Raw genomic sequence first — 12,373 nt, 5'->3', positions numbered from 1 at the left:
CCTCCGGGCGTCGGGCCGCGTGCGAGCACGCGGGTTCGGGCGTCGGGCCGGGTCGCTGCCCGGCGGGGGCGTCGCCGCGTGGTGCCGGCGTCGTGGTCGAGGCTAGGAGCGCCGTGTTTCGCCCGGTCGCGCGCCCGCGTAACCCGCCGCGAACGTTCCGCGCACACGGCGCCCGTCACAGATGTGAGAACGCCCGGGCCCGCGATCCCGCGGCGCACACGTCGGCGAGGTCAGCCCGTGACGTCGAACCGACCCAGCGCACCGCGCTCCGCGTCGCCCATGACGTGGGTGACGAACGGGTAGGTGCCGGCCTCGGGGAACGTCAGCTCGACGAACCCGCCCTCGGCGGGCTGCAGCGCGAGCACCTGCGCACCACCCGTGCCGGTCGACCCGCCGTCGCGCAGCGTCCAGTCGCCCTCGCGGTACACCGTGTCGAACTGCCCGCCGACGACGTGGAAGGAGGAGGACCGGTTCGGCCCCGCGTCGAGCACCCACACCCGCACGCGCTCACCCGCGCGCACCTCCAGGGGCCGGTCGCGGTACTGGTTCGCGTAGCCGTTGAACGTCAGGAGCGTCGGCTGCTGCGCGGTCAGCGCGCTCTCGTCGGCAGCACCGCCCTGCTCCCCCAGGTACAGCTCGGACTGCACCAGCACGTACTCGTGGTCGACGGGCGGGAGCCCGGGCGGGTCGATGACGACGGCGCCGACCATGCCGTTGGCGATGTGCAGGCTCATCGGCATGGTCGAGCAGTGGTACATCCAGATGCCGCTGCGCGTGGCGGTGAACGTGTAGGTGAGCGTCTCGCCAGGCTCGATGGTCCGCATGACGTCGTCGGGCGCCAGCGCCCCGGCGTGGAAGTCGATGGAGTGGCCCAGGCTCCCGTCGTTGACGAGCGTGACGACGAACGTGTCGCCGACCCGCCCGTGCAGGACCGGTCCCGGTGCCGTGCCGCCGAACGTCCACGCCGTCCGGGTCACCCCGGGGGCGACCTCCTGGACCTGCTCGGTGACCTCGAGCCGGACGTGGTGCGTGGTGCCCTGGCCGACGGGCGGCAGCTTCGGGTCGTGCGCGACGAACCCGTCGTCGGGCGCAGCCAGGAGGTCCAGCAGGCCTGCTGCGGGGGTCGCACCCGCGCCGGCCGGTGCGTGCCCGGTGTGGCCGTCGTCCGGGACGGCGTCCTGCGCGAGCGCGGCGCCGCCGGTGGCGACGACGGCGAGCGTCATCCCCATGAGGCGGTGCCCCGCCACCGAGCACCAGCCGGCGAGGTCCCGGCCGACGACGCCCAGGTCGACGGTCGCCCGGGCCCCCGGCACCAGCCGGCCGGACGTGACCCCGCCGTCCAGGACGAGGTCGTGCACGGTGTCGTCCACGTTCACGACCTCCAGCACGAGGCGGTCGCCCGCGGGCACCTCGATCACGTCGGGGACGAACCGCATGTCCTGCGCCTCGACCGTGACCGTCGTCGTGCCCCCGGTCGCGGCGATGTCACCGGCCGCCGCGGCCGAGCCCCCGACGGCCGCGACCTGCGTGAGGCCCGCCGCCGTCGGGTCACCCGCGAGCCCGAGGACGACGGCGACGAGCAGCGCCCCGACCGCGACGCTCCCGGCGCCACGCCGGCGCGCACGGGCGATCCCGACCGCGACGGGGTCCGGCTCGTTCGCACGCGCCGGGACGACGGGTGCGGGTGCACCCTGCGTCCCGCGCCGCGCGATCCGGACCGCGCGCGCGACGAGGACCAGGAACCACACCCCGGCCGCGAGCGCGAGCATCGACGTGACGACCCGCACGAGGCTCGGCGACGGCAGGAGGAAGAGCAGGAGCCCGCCGTTGAGCAGGACGACGCGCACCACCGCGGACCGGTCGAGCTCGGCGGCGACCGTGCGGGACACCGCGGGTCCGCCACCGAGGACGACCGGCAGGAGGTAGGAGAGGGCGCCGACGAGCACCTGCGCAGCGAAGCCGGCGACGGTCGCGGGCGCGAGCGCCGACAGGTGCGGGACGGCGTCGTGCCAGGTCGGGGCCACGGCGACGACGACGCCGAGCGTCGCGACCGAGGCGGCCCACCACACGACGGCGGCGGCGACGCTCCCGGCGGCGAAGGTGACGGGCGGTGCCGTGCGCGCCTGGCGGACGAGCACCCGGGAGACCAGGGCGATGCCGCCGAGCACGACGAGCAGACCCAGGACCGTCACGGCCCGCAGCCCGGTCGCGGGGCCGGCGGCAGCGACCAGCGTGCCGGCGACGAGCAGCACCAGCGCGCGGGCGGCGGACCGTTCGGCGACGTCGTCGATCCGCGCGTGCAGGATCGTCGGCCACAGCACCACGAGGGTGCCGGCGACCGTGACGCCGACCCAGCCGACGAGCGTGAGGACGACGTGCGCGACGTACCAGCGCGCGTACGGCTCGGGAGCCGGTGCGGACGCCGCCATGGCGACACCGCACGCGACGCCGGGCACCAGCAGCAGCCCGGCCGCGACGTAGGCGCCCGCGAGGTGCCCGAACCTCGACGGCAGCGCGCCGCGGCGCTGCCGGGTGATGCCGACGGCCTGCGCGACACCGGCGGCCGCGACGGCCAGGCCGCCCGCGACGAGCACGGGGGTGAGCGAGGCGAGGTGGCCGACGACGACCGCGAGCGCGCCCGCGGTGTGCAGCCCGAGCCGCCGTGCCAGCGCGCGGCGCGGTGCGGGGTGCCGCAGCAGCGTGTCGGCGAAGTGCTGGCTCCACACGAGGATCGCGGTGGTGACGGCGCCGAGCAGCGGCAGGTGCACGAGCAGCCAGCCGGCCTCGGGCAGCCAGCGGTGGGCGACGGCGGCGACGGCGGCGGCGACGAGCCAGGCCAGGACGAGGGCGTTGGCACGCAGGTGGTGGCCGGCGCGCGTCATCGCACACCCCCGACGGTGAGACCGGACGTGGCCTGCTGCACGGGCCCTGGACCGGCACGACGCACCGGGCGATCGACGGGCCCGAGGAGCGCCGAGGTCACGGCGACGGCGATGAAGAGCAGCAGCGCGACGACGTTGCCGACCCCGCCCACCCGCACGACGACGTCGAGCCCGTGCGCGTCCCCGACGAGCACGCGCACCGCGAGCGTGACGTGCAGCAGCGCGAGCGGGACGTACATGACGGGCCGGTAGGGCAGCGGCCGTCGCAGGACGGCGGGCAGGATGACCGGGGCGTGCGCCATGACCATCGACAGCACGAAGCCGAGGAACACGGCGTGCAGCGCGGCGTCGTACCCCGGGCCGGGCAGCACGGGGCCGGCGACGAGCCACAGGGCGCCGGCGCCCGCGAGCCAGGCGTACCCGGCGAGCATCGCGCACGCCATGAATCGCGGCAGGCCGGTGGCGTGGACCGTGCGGCGCGCCACGTCGTGACGTACCAGCACCGCGACGAGCGCGAGCAGCACGGCGCCGAGCAGGTGCCAGCCGACGCTCGGCCACAGCAGTGCGAGCGCGCTCGCGACCGCCCACCCGCAGGCGAGCCCCCACACGGCGTCCTCGACGCGCTCACCCGGACCGGCGACCCGCAGCAGCTCGAGGCGCTCCCCCGCGATCGTCAGGACGAGGAAGCCGGCGAGGCACGGCACGAGGTGCGGCACGGCCGTACCGGCGAGCCACAGCACGGCCGCGGCCACGGCGTGCGCGGCACCGAGCGCCTGCACGGCGATCGCGACCGAGGCCTGGCGGCGCCACACGACGAGGTAGACGCCGACGAGCCCGACGGCACCGGCGACGAACGCGCTCTGCCCGACGGCCAGCGGCAGCGGGCTGAGCAGCGCGAGGCCACCGAGCCCGAGCAGCGCGGGGGCCACGAGCGCCCCCCGCCGGCGCACCGCCACGGCCCGTTCGAGCACGACCAGCGTGCCGACGAACCCCAGGGTCATGAGCGGCCCGTGCACGTCGGACCAGCGGTCGAGGCTCACCGGGGCGGGCAGGCCGAGGAGCAGGAGCGCCCCGTCGAGGCCCGCGAGCATCGCGAGCCCGGCGGGGACGAGCAGGACCACGTGCCGCGGGACCCTGGTCCCAGTCTTTTCCACGGTTCGAGGGTATTTAATGACGCCGAGGCGGACGCGGGACCTGGGTCCCGCGACGCCGGTGCGATCCGGAAGGAGGTGGGCATGACGATCGACGGTGACCGCGGCGGCAGCGTGCGCCGCACCCCCGCCGCCCGGGTGCTGTCGTCCGCGAGCCGCGTCGAGCTGCTGCACGTGCTGCAGAACGACGGCCCCTCGACCACCCCCGCGCTCGCCGCGCGCACCGGACTGCACGAGAACACCGTGCGCGAGCACCTGCAGCGGCTCGTCGACGCACGGTTCGTCGTGCGGGAGCCGGAACGTCGCACGACCCGCGGCCGGCCCCGCACGGTCTACCGGGCCACGACGCGCGACGACGTGCGCAACGACCCCGGCGCCGCCCGGCGCCTCTCCGAGTCCATCGCCCGCGCGCGCCTCACGGGCCTGCTGCTCGGCGGGTACGGCGCCGCCGTCGCCGACGTGGCGGCCTCGGCGCGGCGCGCCGGTCGCGACATGGTCGACGACCTCCCGGCGCTGCCCTCCGGACCGCACGACCAGGTCCTCGCCCTGGAGTCCCACCTCGACCACCTCGGCTTCGACCCGGTGATGGGCGCCGACGGCACGACGTTCGACCTGTGGCGCTGCCCGTTCCTCGACCTCGCACGGCAACGACCCGAGGTCGTGTGCAGCGTCCACCTGGGGCTCGCGCAGGGCGTCCTCGAGCAGGTCGGGGGGCCGGTCCATGCCGAGCGTCTCGTCCCGTTCGTCGGCCCGCGGCACTGCGAGCTGCACCTGTCGGGGGTCGGCTCCGCCGGCGTCCCGTCCCCTGTGCGCGCCGACCGGCGCGCGACCACCGAAGGAGAGCCATGAGCCAGCCCGTCGAGATCCTGCCCACCGCCCCCCAGCCCGCCGGGCACACGTGCGGCTGCGGCGGCCACGACGACGCCGACCCGGTGCTCGACGTGCGGACCATCCCGCACGCCATCCGGCACGCCACCGTGTTCGGCGCATTCGACGCGATCGCACCCGGCGGGTCGCTCGTGATCATCGCGCCGCACGCCCCCCGCCCGCTGCTCGCGCAGCTGGCCGAGCGTGCACCTGTGGACGTCGAGTACCTCGTCGAGGGACCCGACGACTGGCACGTGCGGATCACGCGCCGCGCCGAGGCGTGAGCACCCCCGCCATGAGCAGCGAGACCGCCGTACCCGCAACGACCGCCGTCCCCGTCATGACCGACGTCGCCGACCTGGCGTCGCTCGTCGAGGTCCAGCCCGAGGCGACCGTGTCCCGCACCGTGCTGCGTGCGGAGGGCACGCGCGTCGTGCTGTTCGCGTTCGACGCCGGTCAGGTGCTCACCGAGCACACGGCTGCGGTGCCGGTGCTGCTCCAGGTGCTCGACGGGCACCTGCGCATCACGGCGGACGGACGCACCGTCGACCTGCGGCCGGGCGGGGTCGTGCACCTGGGCACCCGGCTGCCCCACGCGGTCGAGGCCGTCGTCGCGAGCAGGCTGGCCCTGACGATGCTCGACGCGCGCTGAGCCCGCCCGGGCGGGATCGGTCGCGGTCCCGCCCGGGCAGGTTCCATATATTCACGGCCGTTACACGTGCCATGTCCTCGCGAGCCCGCCACTGTGGACGGGACGTGGTTGATGGAACCGACACGGAGGCCCTTCGATGCCGAACGCCACCCGCGCCGCGGACCTCTCGGGCTGGGACCCGGAGAACCCGGACGCATGGGACGAGCGCCTCGCGTGGCGCACGCTGTGGATCACGACGTACAACCTGACGCTCGCCTTCGCGGTGTGGTACCTGGTCAGCGCCATCGCACCGCGGCTGAACCTCGTCGGGTTCGACCTGACGACCGCCCAGCTCTACTGGCTCGTCGCCCTGCCGGGTCTCGCCGGCGGCCTGATGCGCCTGGTCTTCATGTTCCTGCCCCCCGTGGTCGGCACCCGCACCCTCGTCGGGGGCTCGGCGACGCTGCTGCTGCTGCCGATGGTCGGGTGGACCCTGGCGGTCCGCGACGCCTCGACGTCGTACACCACGCTCCTCGTGCTCGCGTTCGCGACCGGCATCGGGGGCGGCGCCTTCGCCGGGTTCATGCCGTCGACGAGCTACTTCTTCCCCCGGCGGATGTCCGGCACCGCGCTGGGCCTGCAGGCCGGCATCGGCAACTTCGGCGTGAGCCTCATCCAGTTCCTCGTGCCGTGGGTCGTGGGCTTCGGCCTGCTGGGCGCCACGGCGCTGACCCCGCAGCAGACGATCGACGGCGATCACATCTGGCTGCACAACGCGGCCCTCGTCCTGATCCCCTGGGTCGTGCTCGGCATCGTCCTCGCCGCCGTGTTCCTCAAGCGGATACCCGTCCAGGCCAACTTCCGCCAGCAGCTCGACATCTTCCGCGAGAAGCACACGTGGGTCATGACGGCGATCTACACCATGACGTTCGGTGCGTTCTCGGGTTTCGCCGCCCAGCTCGGCCTGCTCATCAACAACGTCTACGGGGGCTTCGAGAACGCACCCGACCCGCTGCGCTTCGCGTTCCTCGGGCCGCTGCTGGGTTCGATCACCCGGGCCGCGTGGGGTCCGCTGTGCGACCGCTACGGCGGCGCCGTCTGGACGCTCGTCGCCGGTATCGGCATGACGATCTCGACCGTCGTCGCGACGTTCTTCCTCACCCCGTCCGACGTCGACGAGTTCACGTGGTTCCTCGTCGCGATGCTCGCGGTCTTCACGTTCGCGGGGATCGGCAACGCGGGCACGTTCAAGCAGATGCCGATGATCTTCCCGCGCCGCCAGGCCGGCGGCGTCATCGGGTTCACCTCCGCGATCGCCGCCTTCGGGCCGTTCGTCGTCGGCATGGCGCTGTCGGTGTGGACGCCCGTCGCGTTCTTCGTCGGCGCCGCCGCGTACTTCGCGGTCTGCACCGTCCTCACGTGGGTCAACTACGCCCGCCCCGGGGCCGCACGCCCCAGCTGACGCCGTCCACCCCGACCCACCCGGGAGATGCGATGACCACGACCGACAACCGCCCCACGTCCGGCGGCGGCCCCGCCGAGGCACTCGTCCGGCTCGGCTCCCGGCTGCGCCGCGGCAAGGCGTCCGCGGACCTGCGCACGCTGCCCGCAGCGGTGCTCGACGCCCTCGTGCGGTTCCTGGACGCGGTCGGTGAATGGGACGTCGTGGACCGGCAGGCCCACTACGTGCGGACGTTCGACATGCGCCGTCGGTGCGCGCTCTACCTCACCTACTACGCCGCCGGCGACACCCGCCGGCGCGGCATGGCGCTCGTGCGGTTCGTCGAGGCGTTCCGCGCGTGCGGGTGGACCCCGCGCGACGACGAGCTCCCCGACCACCTGCCCGGGGTCCTCGAGCTGTCGGCGCGGGACCGCGGCCCGGTCCCGGACCTGCTGCTCGCGAGCCATCGCGACGGCATCGAGGTCCTGCGCTCGGCGCTGCACGGGTACGGCACGCCGTACGCGCACCTGCTCGACGCGGTGTGCCTGACCCTCCCCGAGGTCGACCCGGGCACGGCCGAGCGCTTCGCGGCGCTGCTCGCCCAGGGACCCCCGCAGGAGACCGTCGGGCTGGACCGTCCTCTGCTGCCGTTCCCCACGACGCGTCCGACGGAGGTCCCCGCATGAGCCCCACCGACACGCTGCTGTGGGTCGCGCTGCCCTACGCGGTGGCCGCGGTCTTCGTCGTCGGGCACATCTGGCGCTACCGGTACGACCAGTTCGGGTGGACGACGCGCTCGTCGCAGGTCTACGAGAACCGCCTGCTGCGCTGGGGGTCGCCGATGTTCCACCTCGGCATCCTCATGGTCCTGGCCGGGCACGTCGTGGGCCTGCTGATCCCGCGCGCGTGGCTCGAGGCGATCGGCGTCGACGAGCACGCCTACCACCTGGGCGCGACGTGGATGGGGACCGCGGCGGCCGTGCTGACGATCGCCGGGCTCGCGATCCTCATCTACCGGCGGCGGATGGTCGGCCCGGTCTTCCTGGCCACGACGCGGTCCGACAAGCTCATGTACGTCGTGCTCGCGGCGACGCTGGGCTTCGGGACCCTCGCGACGATCCAGTTCCAGGTGTTCGGCGACGCGTACGACTACCGCGGCAGCATCTCGCCCTGGGTCCGCAGCCTGCTGACCCTGCAGCCGCAGCCCGAGCTGATGGCCGGTGTGCCGGCCATGTTCCAGGTCCACGTCGTCAGCGCCCTCGTGCTGTTCGGGATCTGGCCGTTCACGCGCCTGGTGCACGTGTTCTCCGCGCCGGTGGGGTACCTGTTCCGCCCGTACATCGTGTACCGCTCCCGGGACGCCGGGGACGCGGGTTCCCGCGCCGCGCGGCCCGGCTGGGAAGGCATCGAACGCCCGGGCGCCCGCCCGCGGCTGTGAGCTGCCGCCCCCTCCGGCACCGACCCCTGGCAGGATCGACCCATGCCTGATCTCCACGCCCTGGCCGACGAGCTCCTCGCCGCGGCCCTCACCGACCCGCACGGCCGCAGCGCGCAGCTCGTCGTGCACGACGGCGAGCTGCGCCAGACCGTGCTCGCGCTCGTCGCGGGCGCCCGTCTGGGTGAGCACTCGTCACCACCCGCCGCGAGCCTGCAGGCCCTGCGCGGCCACGTGCGCGTGGAGGTCGGCGACGACGTCCAGCAGGAGGTCGTCGCCGGCGAGCTGTGGGAGCTGACGCACGAGCGGCACTCGGTGGTCGCCCTCGAGGACAGCGTGGTGCTGCTGACCACAGTGACGGGCGTCGCGACGAGGCCGCACGGGTGAGCGACGCGCTGCCGCCGCTGGTCGCACCCGGGCCGGCGCTCACGCCGGACCAGGTCGCCCGGTACGCGCGTCACCTGGTGCTCGCCGAGATCGGCGAGGCCGGCCAGCGCCGCCTGCTCGCGTCCCGGGTGCTCGTCCTTGGTGCCGGCGGGCTGGGCTCACCGGTCCTGCTGTACCTGGCCGCGGCGGGCGTCGGCACGCTCGGGATCGTCGACGACGACGTGGTCGAGACCTCGAACCTGCAGCGGCAGGTCGTGCACGGCGCGGCCGACGTCGGGCGCCGCAAGGTCGACTCTGCCGCCGACGCGGTCCGCGCGCTCGACCCGTCCCTCGACGTCGTCGCGCACGCGGTGCGCCTGGGCCCGGACAACGCCCACGACCTGCTGGGCGCGTACGACGTGGTGGTGGACGGGACCGACAACTTCGCGACCCGGTACCTCGTCGACGACGTGTGCGCGGAGCTGGGCCTGCCCTGGGTGTGGGGCTCGCTGCAGCGCGGGCACGCGCAGGTGAGCACGTTCTGGTCGCAGCCGCCCGTGGGCGCGGGCGTCGACCTGCGCGACGTCTTCGGCGGGCCGCCACCCGAGGGCACCGTCCCGTCCTGCGCGGTGGACGGCGTCCTCGGCGCGGTGTGCGCCGCGGCGGGTGCGGCGATGGCGCTCGAGGTCGTCAAGCTGGTCTGCGGCGCGGGACGCACGCTGCTGGGTCGGGTCGCGGTGCACGACGCGTTCGCCGGCACGTGGCACGAGGTGCCGGTGCGGCGCCGCACCGGCGCGCGTCCGGACCTGCGGGCCGGCGGCAGCGGTCAGGTGGCCGCGGCGGGTCCGCCCACCCGGGAGGTCGCCGACCTGGGCGTTCGCGCGGGCGCCGCCGCCCCGACGTCCGGCACGTCCGACCCGGGCACGTCCGATCCGGGCACGCCCGTCGACGCCGACGTGGTCGACCTGCGCGACCCGGCCGAGGCGTCCGCGAGCCCGCTGGCCGGGGCACGGCACGTGCCGTTCGCGCAGTTCGTCACCGAGGCGACGCTCGCGGACCTCGACCCGGACCGCCCGCTCGTGCTGGTGTGCCGCGTGGGCGCACGGTCGGCGCACGCGGCGACCCTGGCCCGGGCGGCCGGTGTGCGGGACGTGCGCCACCTGCCGCTCGCGGCGCTGCGCACGCACCCCGCACCGGCCCGCGGCGCGTGAGCGCCCACGCTCGGCGCGTGAGCGCCCACGCTCAGCGCGTGAGCGCCCACGCTCAGGTGGTGTGGTCGCCGCCCGCGAGCTGGGACAGCGCGTGCGGCAGGATGCCCGCCAGCACCTCGAGCGCGTCCCGTGCGGCGCCGGTCGACCCCGCGACGTTGACGACGAGCGTGCGCTGCGCGACGCCCGCCACGCCGCGCGAGAGCACCCCGGCGGGGACCCCACGGCGCACCGCGTCGGCCCGCAGCGCCTCGGCGATCCCGGGGATGACCCGGTCCACGACCGCCAGGGTCGCCTCGGGTGTCAGGTCCCGGGGGCCCAGACCCGTGCCGCCCGTCGTGACCACCAGCGCCGCGCCGGAGGCGACCGCGCGGCGCAGCGCGCGCTCCACCGGCATGCCGTCGGGCACCACGACGGCGTCGTCGACCCGCAGGCCCAGCCCGCGCAGGCCGTCGACGAGCAGGGGGCCCGACCGGTCGTCGTACTGCCCCGCAGCGGCGCGGTCCGACGCGGTCACGACCACCGCGACCGGTGCGACCGGCGCGTCGACGGCGTCAGCCACGCGTCCACGTCCCGCTGCGCCCGCCCGTCTTCTCCTCGACCCGCAGGTCGGTGAGGTGCGCGCCCCGGTCGACGGCCTTGACCATGTCGACGAGGGTCAGGCCGGCGGCGGCGACGCACGTCAGCGCCTCCATCTCGACGCCGGTGCGGTCGGCGGTGCGGACGCGGGCGTCGATCGTGACGCCGTCGTCGACGACCTCGAGGTCGACGCTCACGCCGTGGATCGCGATCGGGTGGCACAGCGGCACCAGGTCCGGCGTGCGCTTGGCGGCCTGGATGCCCGCGATGCGGGCGACCGCGAGCGCGTCGCCCTTGGGCACGCCCTCGCCGCGCAGCAGCGCGACGACCTGGGGCGTCGTGACGAGCCGGCCCGTCGCGCGGGCGGAGCGGACGGTGACGTCCTTGTCGGCGACGTCGACCATGTGGGCGGCGCCGCGGGCGTCGACGTGGGTGAGGCGGTCGTGCTGGGTCACGCGTCGTGCTCCCTGAGGTCGATGACGGCGACGGGCGCTCCCGCGGCCAGGTGCGTGACGTCCTCGCGGACGTCGACGAGCGCGTCGGCGCGGGCGAGCGCGCCGAGCAGGTGCGACCCGGGTCCGCCGACGGTGACGGCCACGGGTGAGCCCGTCGACCAGTCGAGGCGGGCGCGCAGCAGCTGGCGGCGCCCGGCGGGTGAGCGGATCTCGGAGGCCAGCGTGGCGGTGAGCGCGCGTCGGTGCACGTGGCGCGCGCCGAGCATGCGCCGCAGCAGCGGCCGGACGAACATCTCGAAGGACACGAAGCAGCTCACGGGGTTGCCGGGCAGCGCCAGCACGGGGGTGCCGTCGGCGAGCACCCCGACGGCCTGCGGCTTGCCGGGCTGCATGCGCACGTGGACGAGCTGCGCACCGCCGTCGGCGAGCAGGGCGTCGCGGACCACGTCGTACGCGCCGACGGACACGCCTCCCGTGGTGACGACCACGTCGGCGCGCGTCCCCAGGTCGGCCAGCGCGGCGCGCACGGCCGCGACGTCGTCGGGCACGACGACCACGTCGACGACGTCCGCGCCGGCGGCGGCCGCGGCCGCCGCAAGCTGCGGGCCGTTGGACTCGTGGATCTGCCCGTGCCGCAGCGGCTGCCCGGGGGCGACGAGCTCGGAGCCCGTCGACAGCACGGCGACGCGCGGCCGGCCGTGCACCTCGACCTCTGCGTGGCCGGTGGCGGCGAGCAGGCCGACCGCACCGGGACCGACCACGTCCCCGGCCTGCAGCACGACGTCCCCGGCGCGGACGTCCTCGCCGCGGCGCCGGATGTGCGCGCCGGCCGCGACGACGCGGTCGATGCGGACGCGTCCGGTGCCGCCGTCGGTCAGCTCGACCGGCAGGACGGCGTCCGCGCCCTCCGGGACGGGGGCGCCGGTCATGATGCGGACGACGACCCCGGCCGGGACCCGCAGCGTGCGCGTGTCCCCCGCGGGCACGTCGTCGGCGACGTCGAGCACCGCACCGGGCCGCAGGTCGGAGGCGCGCACGGCGTACCCGTCCATCGCGGAGCCGTCCCACGGCGGCAGGTCGACGGCGCTGCGCACGTCGCTCGCGAGCGCGCGTCCCCGCGCGTCCGCGAGCGGCACGGTGACCGGCGGGAGCGGGCCCGCGAGCGCGAGGACGGCGGCGGCGTGCTCGTCGAGCGAGCGGACGAGGCGTACCGGGAGCCCGGCGGCGGCGGCGAGGACATCGGCCATGCGCCCAACCTACTGCCGCGCCGTCGCGGGCCTGCCCGACGCTCGTCGTGGCCGGCGCGGGGGTCCGGGTCGCGGTCCCGTGGACGGTCCCGCCGTCGGGCTCCGTATCAT

13 protein-coding genes are annotated in these 12,373 nt (G+C 75.6%); 8 read left to right on the top strand and 5 right to left on the bottom strand.

The features are described 5' to 3' along the window. Nucleotides 1–230: 230 nt before the first annotated feature. Both OKX07_RS09495 and OKX07_RS09490 read right to left on the bottom strand, forming a co-directional pair. Complete coding sequence (locus OKX07_RS09495; RefSeq protein ID WP_265631644.1) at nt 231–2,882, bottom strand: multicopper oxidase domain-containing protein; 2,652 nt, start codon at nt 2,880–2,882, stop codon at nt 231–233. Beyond that, nucleotides 2,879–4,036, bottom strand: a complete 1,158-nt coding sequence (locus OKX07_RS09490; RefSeq protein WP_265631642.1) for a hypothetical protein — start codon at nt 4,034–4,036, stop codon at nt 2,879–2,881. The genes OKX07_RS09495 and OKX07_RS09490 overlap by 4 nt, the downstream gene beginning before the upstream one ends. Nucleotides 4,037–4,117: 81 nt before the next feature. On the opposite strand from OKX07_RS09490, the gene OKX07_RS09485 reads away from it, so the two are divergent. From OKX07_RS09485 to OKX07_RS09450, 8 genes are all read left to right on the top strand, one after another. Then, the gene (locus tag OKX07_RS09485; RefSeq protein WP_265631640.1) at nt 4,118–4,882 is read left to right on the top strand and encodes a helix-turn-helix transcriptional regulator; all 765 of its coding nucleotides are present in this window, start codon (nt 4,118–4,120) and stop codon (nt 4,880–4,882) included. Further along, nucleotides 4,879–5,184 (top strand): DUF2249 domain-containing protein, encoded by a 306-nt coding sequence (locus tag OKX07_RS09480; protein WP_265631638.1) that lies wholly within the window; start codon nt 4,879–4,881, stop codon nt 5,182–5,184. The genes OKX07_RS09485 and OKX07_RS09480 overlap by 4 nt, the downstream gene beginning before the upstream one ends. 11 nt (nt 5,185–5,195) lie before the next feature. Next, nucleotides 5,196–5,552, top strand: coding sequence for a cupin domain-containing protein (locus OKX07_RS09475; RefSeq protein WP_265631637.1), 357 nt, complete (start codon nt 5,196–5,198; stop codon nt 5,550–5,552). A 136-nt stretch (nt 5,553–5,688) separates the two neighbouring features. Then, nucleotides 5,689–6,993: an MFS transporter gene (locus tag OKX07_RS09470; RefSeq protein ID WP_265631635.1), complete on the top strand. Its 1,305-nt coding sequence runs from the start codon at nt 5,689–5,691 to the stop codon at nt 6,991–6,993. 32 nt (nt 6,994–7,025) lie between these two features. Then, on the top strand, nt 7,026–7,658 hold the full coding sequence (gene narJ, locus OKX07_RS09465) for a nitrate reductase molybdenum cofactor assembly chaperone (RefSeq protein WP_265631633.1): 633 nt from the start codon (nt 7,026–7,028) through the stop codon (nt 7,656–7,658). Continuing rightward, the gene (gene narI, locus OKX07_RS09460) at nt 7,655–8,410 is read left to right on the top strand and encodes a respiratory nitrate reductase subunit gamma (RefSeq protein WP_265631631.1); all 756 of its coding nucleotides are present in this window, start codon (nt 7,655–7,657) and stop codon (nt 8,408–8,410) included. The genes narJ and narI overlap by 4 nt, the downstream gene beginning before the upstream one ends. A gap of 42 nt (nt 8,411–8,452) precedes the next feature. Continuing rightward, complete coding sequence (locus tag OKX07_RS09455; RefSeq protein WP_265631628.1) at nt 8,453–8,794, top strand: cupin; 342 nt, start codon at nt 8,453–8,455, stop codon at nt 8,792–8,794. Beyond that, complete coding sequence (locus OKX07_RS09450) at nt 8,791–9,984, top strand: ThiF family adenylyltransferase (RefSeq protein ID WP_265631626.1); 1,194 nt, start codon at nt 8,791–8,793, stop codon at nt 9,982–9,984. Before OKX07_RS09455 ends, OKX07_RS09450 begins: the two co-directional genes overlap by 4 nt. Nucleotides 9,985–10,036: 52 nt before the next feature. Here the strand turns inward: OKX07_RS09450 and OKX07_RS09445 are convergent, their stop codons facing one another. The 3 genes from OKX07_RS09445 to glp are packed head-to-tail and all read right to left on the bottom strand — an operon-like array spanning nt 10,037 to nt 12,262. Further along, the gene (locus OKX07_RS09445; RefSeq protein ID WP_265631624.1) at nt 10,037–10,543 is read right to left on the bottom strand and encodes a MogA/MoaB family molybdenum cofactor biosynthesis protein; all 507 of its coding nucleotides are present in this window, start codon (nt 10,541–10,543) and stop codon (nt 10,037–10,039) included. Continuing rightward, nucleotides 10,536–11,015, bottom strand: coding sequence for a cyclic pyranopterin monophosphate synthase MoaC (moaC, locus tag OKX07_RS09440; protein WP_265631622.1), 480 nt, complete (start codon nt 11,013–11,015; stop codon nt 10,536–10,538). The genes OKX07_RS09445 and moaC overlap by 8 nt, the downstream gene beginning before the upstream one ends. Beyond that, nucleotides 11,012–12,262, bottom strand: a complete 1,251-nt coding sequence (gene glp, locus OKX07_RS09435; RefSeq protein WP_265631621.1) for a gephyrin-like molybdotransferase Glp — start codon at nt 12,260–12,262, stop codon at nt 11,012–11,014. Before glp ends, moaC begins: the two co-directional genes overlap by 4 nt. Nucleotides 12,263–12,373: the final 111 nt, after the last annotated feature.

The organism is Cellulomonas sp. S1-8 (assembly GCF_026184235.1).
In the GTDB taxonomy this organism is placed as follows: Bacteria; Actinomycetota; Actinomycetes; order Actinomycetales; family Cellulomonadaceae; genus Cellulomonas.
Note: the sequence above shows the minus strand (reverse complement) of the source record. Positions and strands in the feature narration are given on the sequence as shown.

Excerpts from the sequence above, each read along its gene's own strand:
- narI (WP_265631631.1), top strand. The coding sequence starts at position 7,655 with ATGAGCCCCACCGACACGCTGCTGTGGGTCGCGCTGCCCTACGCGGTG.
- OKX07_RS09455 (WP_265631628.1), top strand. The coding sequence starts at position 8,453 with ATGCCTGATCTCCACGCCCTGGCCGACGAGCTCCTCGCCGCGGCCCTC.
- OKX07_RS09470 (WP_265631635.1), top strand. The coding sequence starts at position 5,689 with ATGCCGAACGCCACCCGCGCCGCGGACCTCTCGGGCTGGGACCCGGAG.
- narJ (WP_265631633.1), top strand. The coding sequence starts at position 7,026 with ATGACCACGACCGACAACCGCCCCACGTCCGGCGGCGGCCCCGCCGAG.
- OKX07_RS09475 (WP_265631637.1), top strand. The coding sequence starts at position 5,196 with ATGAGCAGCGAGACCGCCGTACCCGCAACGACCGCCGTCCCCGTCATG.
- OKX07_RS09480 (WP_265631638.1), top strand. The coding sequence starts at position 4,879 with ATGAGCCAGCCCGTCGAGATCCTGCCCACCGCCCCCCAGCCCGCCGGG.
- OKX07_RS09485 (WP_265631640.1), top strand. The coding sequence starts at position 4,118 with ATGACGATCGACGGTGACCGCGGCGGCAGCGTGCGCCGCACCCCCGCC.
- OKX07_RS09495 (WP_265631644.1), bottom strand. The coding sequence starts at position 2,882 with ATGACGCGCGCCGGCCACCACCTGCGTGCCAACGCCCTCGTCCTGGCC.
- glp (WP_265631621.1), bottom strand. The coding sequence starts at position 12,262 with ATGGCCGATGTCCTCGCCGCCGCCGCCGGGCTCCCGGTACGCCTCGTC.